Source organism: Rhizobium leguminosarum (assembly GCF_010668065.1).
Classification (GTDB): domain Bacteria; phylum Pseudomonadota; class Alphaproteobacteria; order Rhizobiales; family Rhizobiaceae; genus Rhizobium; species Rhizobium leguminosarum_S.
In genome coordinates, this window is sequence record NZ_WUEN01000013.1 from 128041 (window position 1) to 146702 (window position 18662).

At 62.5% G+C, this 18662-nt stretch carries 19 protein-coding genes; 13 read left to right on the top strand and 6 right to left on the bottom strand.

What is annotated here, in order from left to right:
- Nucleotides 1-193 precede the first annotated feature (193 nt).
- Nucleotides 194-1126 carry a class I SAM-dependent DNA methyltransferase gene (locus GR198_RS28300; protein WP_029875407.1) on the bottom strand — a complete coding sequence of 311 codons (933 nt, stop codon included), beginning with the start codon at nucleotides 1124-1126 and terminating at the stop codon, nucleotides 194-196.
- Between the two features lie 201 nt (nucleotides 1127-1327).
- On the opposite strand from GR198_RS28300, the gene GR198_RS28305 reads away from it, so the two are divergent.
- The 3 genes from GR198_RS28305 to GR198_RS28315 all read left to right on the top strand — a co-directional run bounded on the left by GR198_RS28305 (nucleotide 1328) and on the right by GR198_RS28315 (nucleotide 3525).
- Nucleotides 1328-1594 carry a DUF6460 domain-containing protein gene (locus GR198_RS28305; RefSeq protein WP_029875408.1) on the top strand — a complete coding sequence of 89 codons (267 nt, stop codon included), beginning with the start codon at nucleotides 1328-1330 and terminating at the stop codon, nucleotides 1592-1594.
- A 1-nt stretch (nucleotide 1595) separates the two neighbouring features.
- On the top strand, nucleotides 1596-2093 hold the full coding sequence (locus GR198_RS28310; protein ID WP_029875409.1) for a CAP domain-containing protein: 498 nt from the start codon (nucleotides 1596-1598) through the stop codon (nucleotides 2091-2093).
- An 85-nt stretch (nucleotides 2094-2178) separates the two neighbouring features.
- The gene (locus GR198_RS28315) at nucleotides 2179-3525 is read left to right on the top strand and encodes an MATE family efflux transporter (RefSeq protein WP_029875410.1); all 1347 of its coding nucleotides are present in this window, start codon (nucleotides 2179-2181) and stop codon (nucleotides 3523-3525) included.
- On the opposite strand, the gene GR198_RS28320 is transcribed toward GR198_RS28315, so the two are convergent.
- Together GR198_RS28320 and GR198_RS28325 are read right to left on the bottom strand one after the other, a co-directional pair.
- Nucleotides 3501-4589 carry a quinone-dependent dihydroorotate dehydrogenase gene (locus tag GR198_RS28320; RefSeq protein ID WP_029875411.1) on the bottom strand — a complete coding sequence of 363 codons (1089 nt, stop codon included), beginning with the start codon at nucleotides 4587-4589 and terminating at the stop codon, nucleotides 3501-3503. The two genes, GR198_RS28315 and GR198_RS28320, sit on opposite strands and share 25 nt — an antisense overlap.
- Nucleotides 4586-4939, bottom strand: coding sequence for a DUF952 domain-containing protein (locus GR198_RS28325; protein WP_029875412.1), 354 nt, complete (start codon nucleotides 4937-4939; stop codon nucleotides 4586-4588). The genes GR198_RS28320 and GR198_RS28325 overlap by 4 nt, the downstream gene beginning before the upstream one ends.
- A 176-nt stretch (nucleotides 4940-5115) precedes the next feature.
- Between GR198_RS28325 and GR198_RS28330 the strand changes: the two genes are divergently transcribed.
- From GR198_RS28330 to GR198_RS28350, 5 genes are all read left to right on the top strand, one after another.
- Nucleotides 5116-5514: a hypothetical protein gene (locus GR198_RS28330; protein WP_003545226.1), complete on the top strand. Its 399-nt coding sequence runs from the start codon at nucleotides 5116-5118 to the stop codon at nucleotides 5512-5514.
- A 91-nt stretch (nucleotides 5515-5605) separates the two neighbouring features.
- Entirely contained in the window at nucleotides 5606-6253 is a 648-nt protein-coding gene (locus tag GR198_RS28335; protein WP_003545225.1) for a response regulator, read from the top strand.
- A 111-nt stretch (nucleotides 6254-6364) separates the two neighbouring features.
- Nucleotides 6365-7042, top strand: a complete 678-nt coding sequence (locus tag GR198_RS28340) for a S24 family peptidase (RefSeq protein ID WP_029875413.1) — start codon at nucleotides 6365-6367, stop codon at nucleotides 7040-7042.
- A gap of 11 nt (nucleotides 7043-7053) precedes the next feature.
- Entirely contained in the window at nucleotides 7054-7776 is a 723-nt protein-coding gene (locus GR198_RS28345) for a thermonuclease family protein (RefSeq protein ID WP_029875414.1), read from the top strand.
- A gap of 102 nt (nucleotides 7777-7878) precedes the next feature.
- A complete protein-coding gene (locus GR198_RS28350) occupies nucleotides 7879-8292 on the top strand; it encodes a tellurite resistance TerB family protein (RefSeq protein WP_029875415.1) in 414 nt (137 codons plus the stop codon).
- Between the two features lie 34 nt (nucleotides 8293-8326).
- Here GR198_RS28350 and GR198_RS28355 read toward each other — a convergent pair whose 3' ends face one another.
- Nucleotides 8327-9202, bottom strand: a complete 876-nt coding sequence (locus tag GR198_RS28355; protein WP_029875416.1) for a transporter substrate-binding domain-containing protein — start codon at nucleotides 9200-9202, stop codon at nucleotides 8327-8329.
- A gap of 577 nt (nucleotides 9203-9779) precedes the next feature.
- On the opposite strand from GR198_RS28355, the gene GR198_RS28360 reads away from it, so the two are divergent.
- Complete coding sequence (locus GR198_RS28360; protein ID WP_029875417.1) at nucleotides 9780-11771, top strand: methyl-accepting chemotaxis protein; 1992 nt, start codon at nucleotides 9780-9782, stop codon at nucleotides 11769-11771.
- 208 nt (nucleotides 11772-11979) lie between these two features.
- On the opposite strand, the gene GR198_RS28365 is transcribed toward GR198_RS28360, so the two are convergent.
- Nucleotides 11980-12360 carry a VOC family protein gene (locus GR198_RS28365; protein ID WP_029875418.1) on the bottom strand — a complete coding sequence of 127 codons (381 nt, stop codon included), beginning with the start codon at nucleotides 12358-12360 and terminating at the stop codon, nucleotides 11980-11982.
- 422 nt (nucleotides 12361-12782) lie between these two features.
- Here GR198_RS28365 and GR198_RS28370 point away from each other — a divergent pair, with 422 nt between their 5' ends.
- Nucleotides 12783-13061 (top strand): hypothetical protein, encoded by a 279-nt coding sequence (locus GR198_RS28370; RefSeq protein WP_003545212.1) that lies wholly within the window; start codon nucleotides 12783-12785, stop codon nucleotides 13059-13061.
- Between the two features lie 161 nt (nucleotides 13062-13222).
- Here GR198_RS28370 and GR198_RS28375 read toward each other — a convergent pair whose 3' ends face one another.
- Nucleotides 13223-14371 (bottom strand): helix-turn-helix domain-containing protein, encoded by a 1149-nt coding sequence (locus GR198_RS28375; protein ID WP_029875419.1) that lies wholly within the window; start codon nucleotides 14369-14371, stop codon nucleotides 13223-13225.
- A 354-nt stretch (nucleotides 14372-14725) separates the two neighbouring features.
- Between GR198_RS28375 and GR198_RS28380 the strand changes: the two genes are divergently transcribed.
- From GR198_RS28380 to GR198_RS28390, 3 genes are read left to right on the top strand one after another with little or no spacing between them, the layout of a single operon-like run.
- A complete protein-coding gene (locus GR198_RS28380) occupies nucleotides 14726-15772 on the top strand; it encodes a UDP-glucuronic acid decarboxylase family protein (protein WP_029875420.1) in 1047 nt (348 codons plus the stop codon).
- On the top strand, nucleotides 15772-16758 hold the full coding sequence (gene galE, locus GR198_RS28385) for a UDP-glucose 4-epimerase GalE (RefSeq protein WP_164069873.1): 987 nt from the start codon (nucleotides 15772-15774) through the stop codon (nucleotides 16756-16758). Before GR198_RS28380 ends, galE begins: the two co-directional genes overlap by 1 nt.
- Complete coding sequence (locus GR198_RS28390) at nucleotides 16755-18662, top strand: glycosyltransferase family 2 protein (protein ID WP_029875422.1); 1908 nt, start codon at nucleotides 16755-16757, stop codon at nucleotides 18660-18662. Before galE ends, GR198_RS28390 begins: the two co-directional genes overlap by 4 nt.

An 18662-nucleotide genomic window follows, 5' to 3' on the forward strand; every position in this document is an offset into this window, starting at 1 on the left:
CAGACGAGTTTAAGAACGCGCTTGGGAAGACCCGGCGCGGCGGAATTTTGGATCATGAAAGGAGCCTGAGCGCCTCGGCGTAATATTGCCGGGCTCTCTGCCGATGCGGTGCAGTATCAGGTTTTTCGGTCTTCCGATCAAGTGAAATAGGTAAGTAATACTGACCTATTCAAAAATCGCAAGAAATGTTCGCTCACGCGGGCTTATGCGTAAGGAACAGAATGCCGGAAACCGGTTTTCCGCCATCTTTGCGAATGACCGACTTGACGGTCTTCAGGATTTCCAGCCCGTGACGGGCAAGAAGCATCCTGACATAGGTTTCCGAATGGGCATAACGCAGCGACGGAGCGAGATGGAAGCCGTCACCCTCCCCCGCATCCTCGACGGAAAAGGCGATATCGGCGCCTGGTGCAGCCAGTTCTCCGGCGATGGCAAAGACACTCTCGAGATTGCCGAGATACATCAACACATCGGCTGCCGTCACCAGGTCGGCACGATGGCGCGCGGCATCTGCAAAGAGGCCGGAGAGATCGGGTGCGAGCGAGAGATCGGCCTGGGTGAGACTGTCATAGACGTTTTTCTCGGCGGCCTTCGCCAGCATGTTCTGGGAGAGATCGAAGCCTTCGAGGCAGCCGACACGGCCACGGATTTCAGGGCCGAGCAGGCCGGTGCCGCAGCCGAGATCGACGGCGTGTTCGTAGCGCCTGCCGGTGGAGGCGATGAGCGCAGCGAGCTTCTGCGGGACGCTGTAGTCGAGCTTTTCGACAAGCGCTGATTCGAAACGGTCGGCGTAGTCGTCGAAGAGGCGCTCGACATAGCGGCTCGGCGGCAGGTCAGGCGTGGCTGCGTCGCCGAGAAGGGCGAGCTTGAGGGCGGCGCCGAAAATGTCATCGGGATCGAGGGTAAGCGTCCTGCGATAGGCCTCGATCGCGGCCTCGCCCCTGCCTGCCTTTTCGCGATAAGTGGCGAGGCGATACCAGCCGGCGGCCCAGGCAGGCACGAGCTCGAGGGCCTGTTCCATCAGCTCGGCAGCCGCTTCCGGCTCGCCGCCTTCTTCGAGCATCCGGGCATAATCGGCGCGGCGGTCGGCGATGACATCGCCTGAGGAAAGCTGGTGGGGCTGCATCAATGGGCCTGTAGCTGTTTCTTTTACGCATGTCGTTGCCGCAAAACCGCTGCACACTTTTGCGCGACATGCGTCGGCCCGCATCTGGCGGCGGCCACAAAAAAACTCAAGTCCTATTTCAGAGGCGAAGCGGCCAATTCCGGAAAGGGCTTGCGGGCGCCGCGCCGCGACCTTATTCCAAGGGCAAACAGGAGATGGCTTATGTCCGATCAGGCGAACAGGTTCCTCGGCGATTCAATCGGCCGCACATTGATAAAGCTTATCGTGGTGTCGCTGATCGTCGGTTTCGTCATGACCGTCTTCGGCCTGACGCCGTGGGGCATCATCTACGGCATACGCGATTTCATCATGGAGATCTGGTACCGGGGCTTCTCGGCCCTCGGGCGCGTCGGCGACTATCTCATCCTCGGCGCGACGATCGTCATCCCGCTCTTCATCATCCTTCGTCTTTTCAGCTACCGCCGGTAACATGACATCCATCGATCTTTCCAGGCGCGGCCTGCTGCGCCTTTCCGGACTTGCGCTCGCCGCCGGCATCGCCGGCTGCACCACGACCCCGCGGATGGCCGGCACGCCGTCGGACGGCGAGGACGAGACGGCGAGCGTGCTGCCGCTCGTCAACCAGCTCAGGACCAAAAACGGGCTGCCGCCGCTTGCCGTCGATCCGGCGGCGAGCACTGCCGCCTTGTTTCAGGCGAAACGCATGGCGAGCGCCGGCAAGATGGCGCATCTCATGGGCATGACCGACAGTTTCGGCGCGCGCGTCAAGGCGAGCGGCGTTCGGCTGCCGGCGGCGGAAAACATCGCCTCCGGCCAGCAAAGCGTCGATGCCGTGGTGACGGCCTGGATCAACTCGCCGCATCACCTGGAAAACATGCTCGGACGTTATGGCGGCCTTGGCGTTGCTGTCGCCCATAATACATCTTCCAGGAACCTGCCCTATTGGGCCATGGTGCTTTCCAGCTGAGGTGATTCCGCCTGCAGCAGTTCAAGTGATGCAGCGTCTTTTGCGCGTCTGAAACGACGCGTGGCGCTGCCGCGGCGAGGCAGGCATGGATACACGCAGCAATCACAACGCGCTTGCATTCGACGTGACGCACCGGATGGTGCTGTCGATCGCCCTTCCGATGACGCTCGGCTTCATGACGACGCCGCTGCTCGGGCTGACGAACACCGCCGTCGTCGGCCGCATGGGCAATGCGGAAGCGCTGGCCGGGCTGGCGATCGGCGCCATGCTCTTCGATCTGATCCTCGGCAGCTTCAACTTCCTGCGCGCCTCGACGACCGGGCTGACGGCGCAGGCCTATGGCCGCCACGACCAGCACGAGCAGCAGGCTGTCTTTTCCCGGGCGATGATTTCGGCGCTCGGCTGCGGGCTGGCGCTGCTCTGTCTTTCGCCGCTGCTGATGGCGGCGGGGTTGAGGCTGATGGGGGCGGAAGGGGCGATCGCCGAGGCGACCAGCACCTATTTCTCGATCCGCATGCTGGCTGCACCCGCAGCGCTGGCGAATTATGCCATCCTCGGCTTCGTGCTCGGGCGCGGACAGGGCAATATCGGACTGCTGCTGCAGGCGATCATCAACGGCATCAACATCCTGCTTTCCATCTATCTCGGCCTGACGCTCGATTGGGGCGTGGCGGGGGTCGCCTGGGGAACGATGGCCGGCGAAACCGTCGGCGCACTCGCCGGGCTTGTCATCGTGCTCAACGGCTTCGGCAAGGCAGCGCGGCCGGCATGGTCCGAGGTCTTTTCCCGACACCGGCTGGCCGAGCTTTTCGCGCTCAACCGCGACATCCTGATCCGCACCTTCGTGCTCATCGGCGCCTTCACCATCATGACGCGGATCGGCACCAGCTTCGGCGCGGTGACGCTTGCCGCCAATGCGGTGGTGATGAATTTCTTCCTACTATCAGGCTATTATCTCGACGGGCTTGCCAATGCCGCCGAACAGATCATCGGCCGGGCGATCGGCGCGCATTACCGGCCGGCCTACGACCGCGGGCTGAAGCTGACGACCTTGTGGTCCTTCGGACTGGCGGCGCTCGGCTCCGCCGTCTTCTTCCTCGCCGGCCCCTGGCTGATCTCGGTGCTGACGACCTCACCCGATGTGCGGCAGGCGGCCGAAACCTATTTGCCCTGGGCGGCGGTCACCGGACTGACCGGCGCGCTCGCCTTCGTGATGGACGGGGTCTTCATCGGCGCCACATGGTCGGCCGACATGCGCAACCGGATGCTGATATCTTTCGCCGGCTATCTCTTGATGCTCGCGGTCTTCGTGCCGCTCTTCGGCAATCACGGCCTGTGGCTGGCGATGAACGCCTTCCTGCTCTTCCGCGGTTTCTTCCTGGCGATGCTGGTCAGGCGACGGGCCGATCAGACCTTTCGCGCTGCCCAGTAATCCAGCCGGGTGTCGCGCAAGTCGCGGATCGAGGCGGCCTTTTCGCGGTCCAGGAGTTTCGAGAGGCCACGGACGATATCGCCGGCCAGGCCGGGGCCTTCATAGACCATGCAGGAATAGAGCTGGACGAGATCGGCACCCGCCCTGATCTTCTCCAGCGCGGTTTCGGCCGAGGAGACGCCGCCGACGCCGATGATCGGCAGGGCCGGACCGACGCGCTTGCGCATCCTGGCGAGTACCGCCGTCGACTTTTCGAAAAGCGGCACGCCGGAAAGGCCACCCGCCTCCTTCGCCTGGCGCTGATCCTTAAGGCCGTCGCGCGACAGCGTGGTGTTGGAGACGATCAGACCGTCGAGCGCATGCGACAGCGCTTCCGCGGCAATATCGTCCATGCCTTCCTCGGTCAGATCAGGGGCGATCTTCAGAAAGACCGGGATCGTCCGGCCGGATGCCGCCGCCATTTCGTCACGCGCCGCAAGCACAGCAGACAACAGCACCGCAAGGCTTTCGCGCCCCTGCAGGTCGCGCAGGCCAGGCGTGTTCGGCGAGGAGATGTTGGCGGTGAAATAGCGCGCGACGGAGTAAAAGCGGCGGATGCCGGCGACATAATCGGCGATGCGATCCTCGCTGTCCTTGTTGGCGCCGATATTGACGCCGACCATGCCGCCGCCCCTCAGCGCGGCGAGGCGCCCGAAAGCGGCATCATGGCCTTCATTGTTGAAGCCGAGGCGGTTGATGACGCCTTCATCCTCCACCAGGCGGAAGATGCGCGGGCGCGGATTGCCCGATTGCGGCTTCGGCGTCACCGTGCCGATCTCGGTAAAGCCGAAACCGAGCTTCAGCAGCGCCTCCGGCACCTCGGCATTCTTGTCGTAGCCGGCGGCCATGCCGAGCGGATTTTCGAAGGTAAGGCCGGCAACGGTCTGGCGCAGGCGCGGATCGGGCGTCAGCTGGCAGGCGGGCACGAGGCCGGATTTCAAGGCGGCGATCGACATGCCGTGCGCCGTTTCCGGATCGAACAGGAAGAGACCCTTGCGGGCGAGACGCTTGAAGGGATCGATCATGGCTGCAGCTCCGGGAAGACATGGGCGCCGGCTTCGTCGATCGGCAGCGGCGCCCCCCAGAGCACGGCGGCAAGCGGCAGATCGGCGTAGAGATGCGGGAAGAGATCGCCGCCGCGCGAGGGTTCGAAGACCAGCTTCTCGCCAAAGCCGCTGCCATCGACGGCAATCAGCAGCAGGCCGGACTGGCCGGTAAAATGCAGCGCGGCAGTCTGCTTCACCTGGTCCGCCGTCGACAAATGGATGAAGCCGTCCTGGAGATCGATGCCGGCGCCATGAAAAGTGCCGGTTTGTCTGGCTTGCTGCCAAAGCGTTTCCGTCACGATCTTGTAAAGGGTCGGTGTCAGGGTCATCATGGCCTCACGATAGGCTGTTCCTTGGTCACGAGGGCTTTGCCGGAAAGAGGCGGCGATGTCCACGCCCCGGCGCCGAAAAACGGGACAGCTGGAACAGAATTAGAGCATGATGTCGTCCGAAAACCGCGCACACTTTTCGGCATCATGCTCCAGAAAATCCGGAGGATGAGACGATGAAGGCATTCGTTATCACGCTTGGCGTTTTTCTGATGCCGTTGGCGGCCGCGGCCGTCGAACCGGATGCAAGCCGCTTCCAGCTGGAGAAGAGCGGCGACCACTTCGTCCGGCTCGACCGGCAGACCGGCGCGATGTCGATCTGCCAGGACAAGGACGGCGCCCTCGTCTGCCGGATGGCGGCCGACGAGCGAGCGGCCTATGAGGACGAACTCGACCGGCTGGCAAAGCGGGTGACTGCGCTCGAACAAGGCGGCGTTATCCAGCGCGCGCTGCCGAGCGATGCCGAGGTCGACCGTTCGATCAGCATCATGGAGCGGATGATGAAGAGTTTCATGGGGATGGTGAAGGAGTTCCAGGCCGAGGAAAACACCAATCCCCTTCCGCAGAAGACCTGATCTGATATAGTCAGGATGAGCAAGCTGGCGTGCAACGCGGAGGGGCGGAGGCATATGCCGGCATGATCGGGCTCTTGGGAGGGAGTTTTCGATGCAGGAACAGACCATCATCATTGCGGACGATCATCCGCTTTTCCGTGACGCGCTGCGCCAGGCGGTGATCGGCATGGAAGGCCGGCAGTCGATCGTCGAGGCCGGCGATTTCGCTGCCGCGCGCCGGGCAGCCGGCGCCCATGCGGATGCCGACCTGATGCTGCTCGATCTCGCCATGCCCGGCGTCAGTGGCTTTTCCGGCCTGATGGCATTGCGCTCCGAATTCGCCAGCCTGCCGATCGTCATCGTCTCGGCAACCGACGATGCGACGACCATCCGCCGGGCGCTGGAACTCGGTGCTTCCGGCTTCATTTCGAAATCCTCCGGCATCGAGGATATTCGCCGCAGCATCCAGACGGTGCTTGCCGGCGACATCGCCACGCCGGAGAGCTATCGCGACGGCCAGGAGCAGGATCCCGATGTCGCCGACCTGATCCACCGCCTGCATACGCTGACGCCGCAGCAGAGCCGGGTGCTGACCATGCTCGGCGAAGGGCTGCTGAACAAGCAGATCGCCTACGAACTCGGCGTCTCCGAGGCGACGATCAAGGCGCATGTCTCGGCGATCCTGTTGAAACTCGACGTCGACAGCCGAACGCAGGCCGTCATCCAGCTCGGCAAGATCAATATGGCGATGGTCGCCTGAGCATTCGATAACAGGATTTTATTCCTCTTCTATCTTTACTCAGGCGGCGCGGTCGGTTAATATTCCGCCGGGTTGGAGCGCGGCGTTGAATGAGCCGCGACGGAATCGCGCATGCTGTCACACAACCAGATCTGGGAAGCGCTCGACAGGCTTGCCGAACGGCACGAGCTGACGCCGTCCGGTCTTGCGCGGCGCGCCGGCCTCGACCCGACCTCCTTCAACAAATCGAAACGGCTTTCCGCCGACGGGCGGCTGCGCTGGCCCTCGACGGAATCGATCGCCAAGGTGCTCGACGCCACGGGGGCGAGCATGGAGCAGTTTATGGCCTTCATGCGGGCCGACGCCGGCCCCTCCGAGCAGCAGGCCAGGCAGCAGGAAAACGCGTTTCAGCCGCAAGGCGGCTCCATTCCGCTGCTCGGCTTCGCCCAGGCGGGCGCCGGCGGTTTCTTCGACGATGGCGGCTTTCCGGCCGGCCAGGGCTGGGACGTGGTGGATTTTCCAGCAGCCCCGTCGCACAAGGCCGGTGTCTATGCGCTGGAGGTGCAGGGCGAGAGCATGATGCCGCTCTACCGCGACGGCGACGTGCTGATCGTCGAGCCAGGCGCCCAGGTGCGTCGCAACGACCGCGTCGTCGTGCGCACAAATGAGGGCGAGGTGATGGCCAAGGTGCTGCTGCGCCAGAGCCCGCGATCGATCGAGCTGCTGTCTCTCAATCCCGAACATCCCAACCGCACCCTTGAGCTTTCCGACGTCGCCTGGATCGCCCGGATCATCTGGGCCAGCCAATAGGAAGATATTCCATGCGCCCTGCCGCCTTCCTCACAGGTATCACCGGGATGGTAGTGGTGGTCGGCCTGCTGATGGCGGGCGAAGCAAGGCTTGGCGGCGGCACGGCCGGCGAAGAGACGATGTCCGCGGAGGAGACAGCGACCGCGCCGGCGGATGCTGCTCCCAAAGCCGGCGAACGTGCGACAATCTCGGACGACCGTGCCGAAATGATCGCTCGCTCAGTGGAGCCTATGGCTCCGCCCTCTCCGGCGTCGGGGCCGGCGCCAAGCGACGGCGGGGCACCCAAACCGGCCGATGTAGCGCAACAAGCGGAGACGCCGGCCGGGGAAACGGCAAGTCCACCTGCGAAAAAGGCGGTGGAGTTGGCGCGGCCGATGGCCGACAATGCCGGCATTCTTTCCTTTGGCGAGCGTCGGCTTCAGCTTGCCGGCATCGTGCCGACGCCGGTCGACAGGATATGCGGGCCGGCGGGCCGGCAATGGCCCTGCGGCATGATGGCGAAGACGGCGCTGCGCCTGCTGTTGCGCAACCGCAGCGTCAGCTGCGATCTCGAGACGGTGGAATGGAAGGAAACAGTAACGACTGCCTGCCGGCTCGGCACAGAGGATCTCGGCTTATGGCTCGCCGAAAACGGCTGGGCGGAACCAGCGGCGGGTTCGCCGCTTACGGCTGCCGCCGAAAAGGCCAGGCAGGCAGGAAAAGGCCTCTACGGCGACGATCCGCGCCGCAATTAAACCGGCAGCTACGACAGCGGTCGGACGGCCCCGGATCGGGCCGATCCCTTGTAATGGCTGTCGCCAATTCCTAATCTGGGCTGACCGAAAAAGGAATCAGAGATGAACAAGCCGCTTTCTGCCCATGATGCGCTGATCTACGTGATGGTGATGGCATCCGCCGTCGACAGCACGATGAACGACAGAGAGATGACAAGGATCGGCCAATTGATCGGATTCCTGCCGGTTTTCCGGGATTTCGACGACGACAAGCTGATTGCGGTGGCGCGCGACTGCGCCTCGCTGCTGGCCGGGCCGGAAGGCCTCGACGTCGTTCTTGAAACCGTGCGCGATACCCTGCCGGCAAAGCTCTACGACACGGCCTATGCGCTGGCCGTCGAGGTGGCATCCGCCGATCTCTCGGTCAAGGCGGAGGAGTTGCGGCTGCTTAGCCTGTTGCGCGATCGGCTCGGCCTCGACAAGCTCACCTGCGCGGCGATCGAGCGCAGTGCGATTGCCCGCTTCCGCAGGGGCTAAACACTAAAGCGCGTCCCGCGTCTTTTAAGCGGCTTCAATAGAGCCCGTAGGGAAAGTAGCGCAGATAGATTTCCTGGAGGCGGCCGTTGCGCGACAGCGTGGCGAGCGCGTGGTCGATGGCTGATGTCAGCACGCTGTCCTTCTGTCGCAGCATGATCGTCATGCCCTCGCCGAGGAAATGCTCGGAGAGATAGGGGCCGTCGAACAGCGCGCAGCATTTTGCCGAGGCCGGCGAAGAGACCCAGAAGGAAAGCTGCAGCGCATCGGCAAAGGCGGCATCGACCTTGCGGTCCTTGAGCGCCGCAAGCAGGGCGTCCTTCGTGTCGAACGGCTCGGCCTTGAGCGTGGGGAAAAAGGCGGCCAACATCGATTCATGCACCGTCCCCCTGACGACACCGACCGGATGGCTGGAAAGCGCGGCAGCGGTCTTTCCGTCGAGCGGCACGCCGAGATTGCGTACGAAGCGCGCCGGCAGCATCAGATAGGGTCTGGAGAAGAGGAATTGCCGGCGCAGCTCCGGGGTCACGGCAAGACCGGCGATGACGGCATCGCCCTGAGAGGCGGCAAGCGCATCCCTGAGGTCGGCGAAGGGGATCGCCTGGATCTGGCACTTATCGGATATTTCCAACTCGCTGCAGATTTCGCGGGCGAGGTCGACATCGAAACCGGAAAGCTTGCCGTTCTGATCGGTGAAATTGAAGGGCGGGAAATCGACCGAGGTCAGGAAGCGCAGGCGCACCAGCGAGGAGAGATCGGGCCTGGCAAGACGCTCGCGTGCATCGAAGAGCAGCGGCAGCGAGGGCGCCGCCTGCTGGGCCGATGCGGCAAAACTTGAAAAAAGCGCGCCGAGAAACAGGCTGAACGCGAAAAAACCCTTCAGAGTCAGGGATGCCAGCTTGGATTGCATCATCGTGATCTTGGTCTCTGGGTTAAGCGCGAAGCGTGCGGCGTCGGTGAGATGTATCAGAGTCATGCGTGGCGGGGAATATGCGTGGGAGTGAGCCGGATCGTGCTGCCGTGCGAAGAGCAGCCTTCATGCGACATCCCCGGCCCGGGAGATCTCAGAACCAGCCCCTCATCCGGCTGCCGCCACCTTCTCCCCGTAAACGGGGCGAAGGGGATATGCCGCGACCTCTCGGCTCCCATCCGACCCTCGCATGGCACGTCCCCTCTCCCCGTCAGAACGGGGAGAGGGTTAGGGTGAGGGGCAGCCATTAGCGCGGACTGGACAGCCTTAGCGCAAGACCCGAGACGACAATTCAGTCCCTAAAAATCACAGCCAACCGCCGCCTCGTGTTAGCGCGGAATTAAAGAATATCGCCTCTTATTTGTTGCGACGACATCGGACCCCGCCAGCCGATCGCATGATGCAAGCGTCAGCCCAAACGTAATCCCCAATCCGCGATATTGAAGCAGCGTTTTCTGCAACAATTGATTTCAAAAGCACCGGGCGCGCGAGCACGCCCCGTCAATCGGGTGACATTTCCATGCTGAAACATCTGAAAATCCGCACAAAAATCATATCGGTGGTGGCGCTCCTGGGGCTGATCACGATGGCCGGGCTGATCTACGTCATTTCCGAGTTCCGCCGTGCGGACGCCGCCTACAGCGCCTTCATCGATCATGAGGCGCAGGCCTCGATGCTGAGCGCGCGCGCCAGCGCATCGGCGGTGGCCTCGGTGCTGCAGGTAAGCCTGCTTGCCGACATGAAGCCCGATACGGCCGAATTCCAGAAGGCGCTCGCCATACCGAGCAAACTGCCACAGGCGCGTGACCGCATGAAGCAGGCGCTGGCGCTGGTGCCCAGCCGCAAGCCGGCGATCGATGAAATTCAGGTGGGCATCGATGAGATCGAAACGCTGGCGAACAAGATCATCGAACAGAGCAAAGCCAAGGACGGCGCCGGCGCCCAGGCCAATGTTGCCCTGATCAATGCCAAGCTCGATGCACTGACGCCGAAGATGATCGCCAACAATGATGCGATGATGGCGATGCTCAACGATGGCGGCGACGCGCTCTCGGCTTCCGTCAACGAACGGATCGTCTTCTGTCTCGTTCTGATCGGCATCGCCGTTCTCGCTGCCGTCGGCTTCAGCGTGGTCGTGGCCCAGATAGGCATCGCCGGCCCGATGATGCAGCTGCGTCAGCGCATGACGCGGCTTGCCGAGGGCGATACGACAAGCGATGTCAGCGGCCTCGACCGCGGCGACGAAGTCGGCCAGATGGCAAAGGCCGTTTCGGTCTTCCGCGACAATGCGATCGAGCGGGCCCGGATCGAAGCGCGCGCCGAAGCAGACCGCGACGTCAGCGACAGCGAGCGCCGCGACCGCGAGGCGCAGAAGGCCCGCGAAGCATCCGAACTCGATCGCGCCGTCACCGCACTCGGCGACGGCCTGCGCCGCCTTGCCGCCGGCGATCTCGCCTCGCATATCGCCGAGCCCTTCGTCGCGCATCTCGATGCGCTGCGTGAGGATTTCAACAACTCGGTCGAGAAGCTCAACGAAACCCTGCATACGGTCGGCGCCAATGCCCGGGCGATCGGCGCCGGCGCCAACGAGATTCGTTCCTCCGCGGACCAGCTTTCCCAGCGGACTGAACAGCAATCGGCCTCTGTCGAAGAAACGGCAGCAGCGCTCGAGGAGATCACCACGACTGTGCGCGATGCCGCCAAGCGGGCCGAGGAGGCAAGCCAGCTCGTCGCCCGCACCCGCCTCGGTGCCGAAAAATCAGGCGAGGTCGTCCGCAAGGCCGTCTCCGCCATGCAGCAGATCGAGAAGTCGTCAGGTGAAATCTCCAACATCATCGGCGTCATCGACGACATCGCCTTCCAGACCAACCTTTTGGCTCTGAACGCCGGCGTCGAAGCCGCCCGCGCCGGCGATGCCGGCAAGGGCTTTGCGGTCGTCGCCCAGGAAGTGCGCGAACTTGCCCAGCGCTCGGCGAAGGCCGCCAAGGAGATCAAGGCGCTGATCAGCACCTCCGGCTCGCATGTGCAGACCGGCGTCTCGCTGGTCGGAGAGACCGGCAAGGCGCTCGATTCGATCGTCCAAGAGGTGCAGGAGATCAACCAGCACGTCCACGCGATCGCCGAGGCCTCCCGCGAACAGTCGATCGGACTGCAGGAGATCAACACCGCCGTCAACACCATGGATCAGGGCACGCAGCAGAATGCGGCGATGGTCGAGGAATCCACTGCCGCCAGCCACAACCTGGCCACCGAAGCGGCAGCACTCAACAACCTGCTCGGCCAATTCAGGCTGACCGGCACCGGCGGCTTCACCACTAGTGCGCCAATCGCCACAGCACCACGCGCTGCCGCCCGCCCGGCAGCCAGGGCAGCTCCGGTCCGCGTCGCCCGCGAAGGCACCGCCCGCCCGGCCGCCTCGCCGGCCCGCGCGCTCGGCCAGAAGATCGCCAACGCCTTCGGCGCCGGCAGCAGCACATCGTCAAGCCAGGATCCCGACTGGACGGAATTCTGAGCCGCTTGAGGCTTGCCCCTCATCCGGCTGCCGCCACCTTCTCCCCGCACGCGGGGAGAAGGGATATGCCGCACCGGCCTCCTCAATCTCAACGTTGCGTTTGGCACGTCCCCTCGCCCCGTCAGAACGGGGAGAGGGTTAGGGTGAGGGGCTGCCTTCGGCGCAAACCGGTAGCCGCCCTTTCTCTCTGTGGAACCTCGTATCCGACTTATTCCGGCCGCCAACCGATCTCGACGAGGATGTTTCCGGGCGCCGTGCAATAAAACAGCCAACCGCCGCGCATGACGGCTGGCGGGCCAGACAGATCAGCACCGGCAGCAGCAAGCCCGGCATGGACCGCATCGACATCCGCCCTTTCAGGCAGGATGAAGCCGATGTGATAGGTCTGGCGACCCATCTCCACCTGATCGGCGGTGCCGAATTTTGCGATTGCGTGGCTGAGGATGATTTCGAGGCCGGCATCGTCTTCCAGGATCGCCAGGCCGTTCTGACCGCGCATATCCTTAAGCTTCAGGCCGAAATGGCGGATGAAGAAATCCGCCGTGGCAGCAATATCGGGAACGTGGAAATCGAGATGGTTCAAGTGCATGACAGTCTCCGTTCGAAAAAATCCCGGGACTGCCATTTTGCCGTCTCCGCACGCCGCCGGGATCCCGCATGTTCATGCGGATCACGTCGCGGGTTCTCGTGCCATGGCACGGAGCAGAGCTTCGCCAGAGCGCTTGACGCTCCAACGGAAGGGATCGGGCTTACCTCAACCGATCCTGCCTTTTTCGACGATGCCGATCTAGCAGACGGCACCGGTTTCGGCAATGGATGCGTCATCGCGGCTGGAGGATCCGGATTTTCACCCTAATATCAACAGGTGGATGTCGCGTCCCGCCGGCCGCTCGATCACGGCGCCCCCGGCGACGCTTCCCGAAGGATTGAAGCGCGGCATGGGCATTCGTGTCGTGAACTCTAGCCGGTGAGGCGTAGAGTGATATTATTCAGGCATTGGGAGGGATGGACATGAAAGCTGCAATCATCGGTCTCGTCGGCACGCTCGTTCTGGCGGGATGCAACACTGTCAGCTATAGCGGACCGGGCCTCGAACCCATCCCCGGCAGCATCACCTATAGTGGCCAGCCGCGCACCAAACTCACCAAATCACCCCCCGGCTCCGCCTTTCCGCATGATTTCATCGACCAATACGGCCGGCAGGTGGAGGAAACCTACATCATCCAGCCCGACCGGAGCCTGATCATCGCGCATCGGCAATATAAGCCGATCCGGTTCTTCGGGGATTAGGCTTGGTCGGCGTGGTTTGCGGGAGATGGAGCGGGTGAAGGGAAATATTCCCTCAATTGCGAACGGAGGTCCATGGGTGTGGATCAAGTCCGCTGTGTCTTCGGCAAGCGCGTCGATCGCCGCTTAACGGACTTCGAGTCTGGATTTCAGCCCGAGCCGGATCAACCCGTCAGGGCCAGCCAATCGCCGATCGTTTTTCCGTAACGCCGCGTGGAGCGGATAGCCGGAGCCGGCCGCTGTTGGGTTGCCATCGTCCTTCGGATTTCACGCGGGCTCAGCCCGAATTCGTGGATGAAGGCCCGCGTAAAATTGGCGGCGACCTCGAAACCGGCGGCTTCTGCGATTTCTGAAATCGGCCTGTGGTCGGCCGAATTGCTGAGATCCGCATAGGCCTGCAGCAATCGCCGCTTGCGAATATAATTGAGCACGCCTCCACTCGCCTCAAACAGCTGGTAAAGCCGCGTTCGCGAAATCCCCAACGCGCGGCACATCACGTCCGGTGTCAAGTTTTCCGAATGGAGATTGACGTGAATGTAGCGGTGCGCCCGCTCCATCAGTCCCATGTTGGTCTGGTTTTGACCGGTATCAGTCCTTGTGGACGATGCGGCGCCCGCAACGACCATATCGCCGATGGTTTGGATGATCCGGGGCACTTCCTCTATCGTCAGATTGCCGAGGTTCGTTTCGAGGCCCGTGAGATAGCCCGTGAGCAACTCGGCGTGGCTGCCCGAAAGAACCGTGTTGCCGGCGCTCTGGAGAAGGCTCGCATCGCGAGCCAGCAGCTCATACGGCAGGAACACGAGCAAAGCTTCGGTATCGGTCGTCCGTCCGCGATAGGGGCTGCCGAGAGACATGAAAAATATCTCGCCGGCAGCGGTCTCGGTGACACGACGGTTGACCTCGGTCCAGGCCTGGCCGCTGCGCTGCAGGCAGACGTTCCAATGGTCGATGGGGCTCGATCGAAGCATGGCCTGATCGCGGATATATCTGTGGGCATGCGCGCGCTGCTGGACGATCAGGATATCGCCGAGATGCCAGCCGGTCTGCTCCGCGAGGAATCCGTCTTCGGGTGATTTTCCCTCCGGCAGATGAACATCCACGAGCGGCGCCATATGTGCCCGCCAGGCCTGGAACTGTTCTGCCGGTGGCAGGTCCTGCGTCGAGAATCGCAGCGGCTCGAGTGCAGGGGAGGCATGGGGTGGGCGTTCCTTGCGCATGGCCGGTTCACGCGGCCAGCGCCGCCGCTCCATATGCGCCGGCCGTTCCTGTTCCGCGGCAGGATCATCGTCGGATTCAGACCCTGTAGCCATCCAATTCCTCCAGCGCATAACCCGACCCGAGCCATGGAAATTGAGAAAAGCAATTGTTTTTGCGGCTGAAATCTCCGCAGAACTCCGTCTGAAAAAGCGGAAGCACCCGAAGAGTCTCTTCCATAAGTTGTTTATCATATTCCTTTTCGCTCTGAAATGTACGGAGCGATAATTTCCAGGACGTGAGGATAACGACAACCGCCTTTCTTAGCTGTATCTAAATAAGCATCGGTTCATTCCAAAAGAAAAACCGGACGAATAAAATATTCGCATGATCGAACGACTTGGTTTCGCGATATGTCGAAGTAAATATCGAATATCCCATAGCAAACTCTGAAAACACGGGAGGTAGTCGTGAACTATCTTGGTAAGATTCGTGCGCGCTCCGTACAAGCTTCGGCTCGTGATGCAAATTGTCCATCCGGAATACATCGCGCTCCCAAGAGAGTTCTTGTCACCGGCGGTGCAGGCTTCCTCGGATCGCATCTGTGCGAGACGCTTTTGGCCGCCGGACACCAGGTGATCTGCCTCGACAACTTTTCCACCGGCATGCGGCGCAATATCACCCATCTGAAGCGAGTCGATCGCTTCAATGTCATCGCCCACGATATCGTCCACCCGCTCGATCTGGAAGTCGACGAGATCTATAACCTCGCCTGCCCGGCATCGCCCCCGCATTATCAGGCCGATCCGATCCATACGACAAAGACCTGCGTGCTGGGCTCCCTCAACCTTCTGGAGCTGGCCGCGCGCACCGGCGCACGCATCCTTCAGGCATCCACATCGGAAGTCTACGGCGACCCGAACGTCCACCCGCAGGTCGAAAGCTACTGGGGCAACGTCAATTCGTTCGGGCCGCGCTCCTGCTATGACGAGGGCAAGCGGTGCGCCGAGACGCTGTTCTTCGATTTCCACAACACGCACGGCGTCGAGATCAAGATCATCCGCATCTTCAACACCTACGGCCCGCGGATGCGTCCGGACGACGGCCGCGTCGTCTCGAATTTCATCGTTCAGGCCCTGACGGGGCAAGACATCACCATATATGGCGACGGTTCCCAGACCCGCTCGTTCTGTTTCGTCGATGATCTCATCGGCGGCATGGTCCGCATGATGGCCTCACCGTCGTCGCTGACGGGGCCGGTCAATCTCGGCAATCCGGGCGAATTCACGATCCGGGAGCTGGCCGAGCAGGTGATCGGATTGACCGGTTCCCGGTCGCAAATCATCCATCGCGCTTTGCCGGTTGACGATCCCCGTCAGCGTCGCCCCGATATTTCGCTTGCCATGCAGGAACTCGACTGGCGGCCGAAGATCGACTTGTCGAGCGGCCTGCGTCAGACGATCGACTATTTCGATGGCCTTCTCACCCGTCCGGCACGCGAGCTGGAGGCGGTCTGATGGATGCGCCCCGGGTCTTGGTCACGGGCGGTGCCGGCTATATCGGCAGCCACACCGCCAAGCTCCTCCGCTCGGAGGGGATTGAGCCTGTCGTCTACGACAATCTCACGACCGGAAACCGTTCGTCCGTGCGCTGGGGGCCTTTCGTCGAAGGTGACGTCCTCGACTCGTCATGCCTGATCGAGGTCATCGAGAAATATGCTCCCGACGCCGTCATCCACTTTGCCGCCTCGGCCTACGTGGGCGAGTCCGTGGAAAACCCGGCGAAATATTACAATAACAATGTCTGCGGTGCATTGTCGCTTATCGATGCCTGCCGGCAGACGGGGCTTCAGAACGTCATCTTCTCATCGAGCTGTGCCGTCTACGGCGTCCCTTCCGTGCTGCCGATCGATGAGACATTGCCGAAGGCTCCGATCAATCCCTACGGCAAGACCAAGCTGATCTTCGAGCACATACTCGCCGATTATGCGGCGGCCTACGGCCTGCGGTATGTTGCCCTGCGTTACTTCAATGCCTGTGGAGCCGATCCGGACGGCGAGCTTGGCGAATGGCACGTTCCGGAAACCCATCTCATTCCGCGGGCGCTGCTGGCCGCGGCCGGCCGGATTCCGCACCTGGAGATATTCGGCGATGATTACGATACCCCTGACGGCACCTGCATAAGGGACTATATTCACGTCGCAGATCTCGCACGCGCCCATGTTCAGGCCTTCACCCATCTCGCCAAAGGCGGAGCAAACCTCGCTGTCAATCTCGGCACCGGTCGGGGTTTTTCCATCAGGGACGTCCTGCGCGTGATCCAGGAAACGACCGGGTGCGAAGTCCCGGTCGTCATCCATCCACGCCGGCCTGGCGATCCGCCCAGCCTCTACGCCGACGCCAGCCTGGCCCGCGAGACGCTCTGCTTCCAGCCTCGATATTCCGACCTCGAAACCATCGTGCGGACGGCGGCTCCGTTCTTCGGACTGGAGGCGCGCGCGTGACCGAACTTGCGATTACCCAAGCGACGCATGCTCCGGAACCTTCCCATGAGCCGCTTCTTGTCCCGGTTCTGACCGGACATCGGCGGGCCGAATATCTGTTCTTGGCGGCCGTATGGGCCTGCGCCTTCGCCTATTTCTGGATCTGGTGGCTGGAGCCGCGCCATCACGTCGATGCTTTCGGCACAATTACGGTGAGCCTCGTTCTTGCCTGGGTTACCGCTCTGCCGGCCTATTTCATCGTCGTTTTCTATCGGGCGGCAAGACCGAACGGTCCCTTGCGCCTGCCGGCGGGCAGTCGAGTGGCCATGGTCGTGACCAAGGCGCCGGCGGAACCCTTCTCGGTCGTCCGTGAAACCCTGCTGGCAATGCTTGCCCAGGAGGTGGAACACGACACCTGGCTTGCCGACGAAGACCCTTCCCCCGAGACTCTCGACTGGTGCTCCGAGCACGGGGTCTTCGTCTCGACCCGCAAGGGGCGATCCGATTATCATCGGACGTCGTGGCCCCGACGCACGCGGTGCAAGGAAGGCAACCTCGCCTTCTTCTACGACCACTACGGCTACAGCCGCTACGATTTCGTGGCGCAACTCGATGCGGATCATGTTCCCGCGCCCGACTATCTCTTCCACATGCTGCGTCCGTTCGCCGATCCAAAGGTCGGCTATGTCTCGGCCCCCAGCATTTGCGACAAGAACGCTTCCGAAAGCTGGTCGGCACGTGGAAGGCTCTATGCCGAGGCCAGCATGCATGGCTCGCTCCAAGCCGGTTACAATGGCGGCCTGGCGCCGATGTGCATAGGGTCGCATTACGCGGTACGTACCGTCGCCCTCAAACAGATCGGCGGCCTCGGTCCGGAGTTGGCTGAAGACCATTCGACGACATTGATGATGAATGCCGGCGGCTGGGGGGGTGTGCATGCGCTGGATGCCATCGCCCACGGTGACGGCCCCAGAACCTTCAGCGATCTCGTGACGCAGGAATTCCAGTGGTCGCGCAGCCTGGTCATGGTGCTGTTGCGGTACTCGCCGAGCCTCGTCGGCCGGCTGCCGGCCCGGCTCAAGTTCCAGTTCCTCTTTTCGCAACTCTGGTATCCGCTTTTTGCGTTCTTTATGTTGCTCATGTTTGCGTTGCCGATCATCGCGCTCGTGCGCGGCCAGAATTTCGTGACGGTGACCTATCCCGATTTCCTGGCGCATTTCGCACCGCTTTCTATCGCTCTCGTGGTGATGGCTTATCGCTGGCGCGCCAGCAGCTCGTTCCGCCCCTACGACGCCAAGATCCTGAGCTGGGAATGCATGCTCTTTCTCTTCGCCCGCTGGCCCTGGGCGCTCGCCGGCACGCTGGCTGCGGTGCACGATTTTGTAACAGGCTCCTTCGTCGATTTCCGCGTCACGCCGAAAGGCCGGTCCGAAGTCGATCTGCTGCCGGTGCGTGTCCTGGCGCCCTACGCTGTGCTGGCGCTCATGGCGGTATTGCCTGCCCTGGCAATCGGCGATGCCGGCGCCTCCAAGGGTGGTTACTTCTTTACCATCCTGAACGCGGCAATCTACTGCGCGCTGCTGTTGGTCATCGTCGGGCGTCATTCGAAGGAAAATACTGTTGCGGCGGCCCCGCGTTTCTACCGTCCGGCGATGGCGACCGTGCTTCTTGCGCTTGTCGCGTTGCCGGGGGCTGCAACCATCATGCGCGGAAAGGATGCGACCGAGGCACTCGCCTGGGGCAGCGGCCGCCTTCAGCTGTTCGAAGAGCGCTACGCCGCCTCCGGTGCAGGCCGGGGCGGGACCGCCCTGCGCACGATCTTCTTTAAACCACGATGGATTTCCGATCCGGAGGAGATCCAACTGAGAACGGATGCCGCTCACCCGGATGTGCGGCCGAGCGTGGAGGAAATACACAATGCATAG

What these genes read in the sequence shown, in the direction of transcription:
- galE (WP_164069873.1), top strand. Translation starts at nt 15,772, where the DNA reads ATGGATGCGCCCCGGGTCTTGGTCACGGGCGGTGCCGGCTATATCGGC.
- GR198_RS28345 (WP_029875414.1), top strand. Translation starts at nt 7,054, where the DNA reads ATGCGCCCTGCCGCCTTCCTCACAGGTATCACCGGGATGGTAGTGGTG.
- GR198_RS28310 (WP_029875409.1), top strand. Translation starts at nt 1,596, where the DNA reads ATGACATCCATCGATCTTTCCAGGCGCGGCCTGCTGCGCCTTTCCGGA.
- GR198_RS28320 (WP_029875411.1), bottom strand. Translation starts at nt 4,589, where the DNA reads ATGATCGATCCCTTCAAGCGTCTCGCCCGCAAGGGTCTCTTCCTGTTC.
- GR198_RS28375 (WP_029875419.1), bottom strand. Translation starts at nt 14,371, where the DNA reads ATGGCTACAGGGTCTGAATCCGACGATGATCCTGCCGCGGAACAGGAA.
- GR198_RS28340 (WP_029875413.1), top strand. Translation starts at nt 6,365, where the DNA reads ATGCTGTCACACAACCAGATCTGGGAAGCGCTCGACAGGCTTGCCGAA.
- GR198_RS28330 (WP_003545226.1), top strand. Translation starts at nt 5,116, where the DNA reads ATGAAGGCATTCGTTATCACGCTTGGCGTTTTTCTGATGCCGTTGGCG.
- GR198_RS28370 (WP_003545212.1), top strand. Translation starts at nt 12,783, where the DNA reads ATGAAAGCTGCAATCATCGGTCTCGTCGGCACGCTCGTTCTGGCGGGA.
- GR198_RS28335 (WP_003545225.1), top strand. Translation starts at nt 5,606, where the DNA reads ATGCAGGAACAGACCATCATCATTGCGGACGATCATCCGCTTTTCCGT.
- GR198_RS28300 (WP_029875407.1), bottom strand. Translation starts at nt 1,126, where the DNA reads ATGCAGCCCCACCAGCTTTCCTCAGGCGATGTCATCGCCGACCGCCGC.
- GR198_RS28355 (WP_029875416.1), bottom strand. Translation starts at nt 9,202, where the DNA reads ATGATGCAATCCAAGCTGGCATCCCTGACTCTGAAGGGTTTTTTCGCG.
- GR198_RS28360 (WP_029875417.1), top strand. Translation starts at nt 9,780, where the DNA reads ATGCTGAAACATCTGAAAATCCGCACAAAAATCATATCGGTGGTGGCG.
- GR198_RS28305 (WP_029875408.1), top strand. Translation starts at nt 1,328, where the DNA reads ATGTCCGATCAGGCGAACAGGTTCCTCGGCGATTCAATCGGCCGCACA.
- GR198_RS28325 (WP_029875412.1), bottom strand. Translation starts at nt 4,939, where the DNA reads ATGACCCTGACACCGACCCTTTACAAGATCGTGACGGAAACGCTTTGG.
- GR198_RS28365 (WP_029875418.1), bottom strand. Translation starts at nt 12,360, where the DNA reads ATGCACTTGAACCATCTCGATTTCCACGTTCCCGATATTGCTGCCACG.
- GR198_RS28315 (WP_029875410.1), top strand. Translation starts at nt 2,179, where the DNA reads ATGGATACACGCAGCAATCACAACGCGCTTGCATTCGACGTGACGCAC.
- GR198_RS28350 (WP_029875415.1), top strand. Translation starts at nt 7,879, where the DNA reads ATGAACAAGCCGCTTTCTGCCCATGATGCGCTGATCTACGTGATGGTG.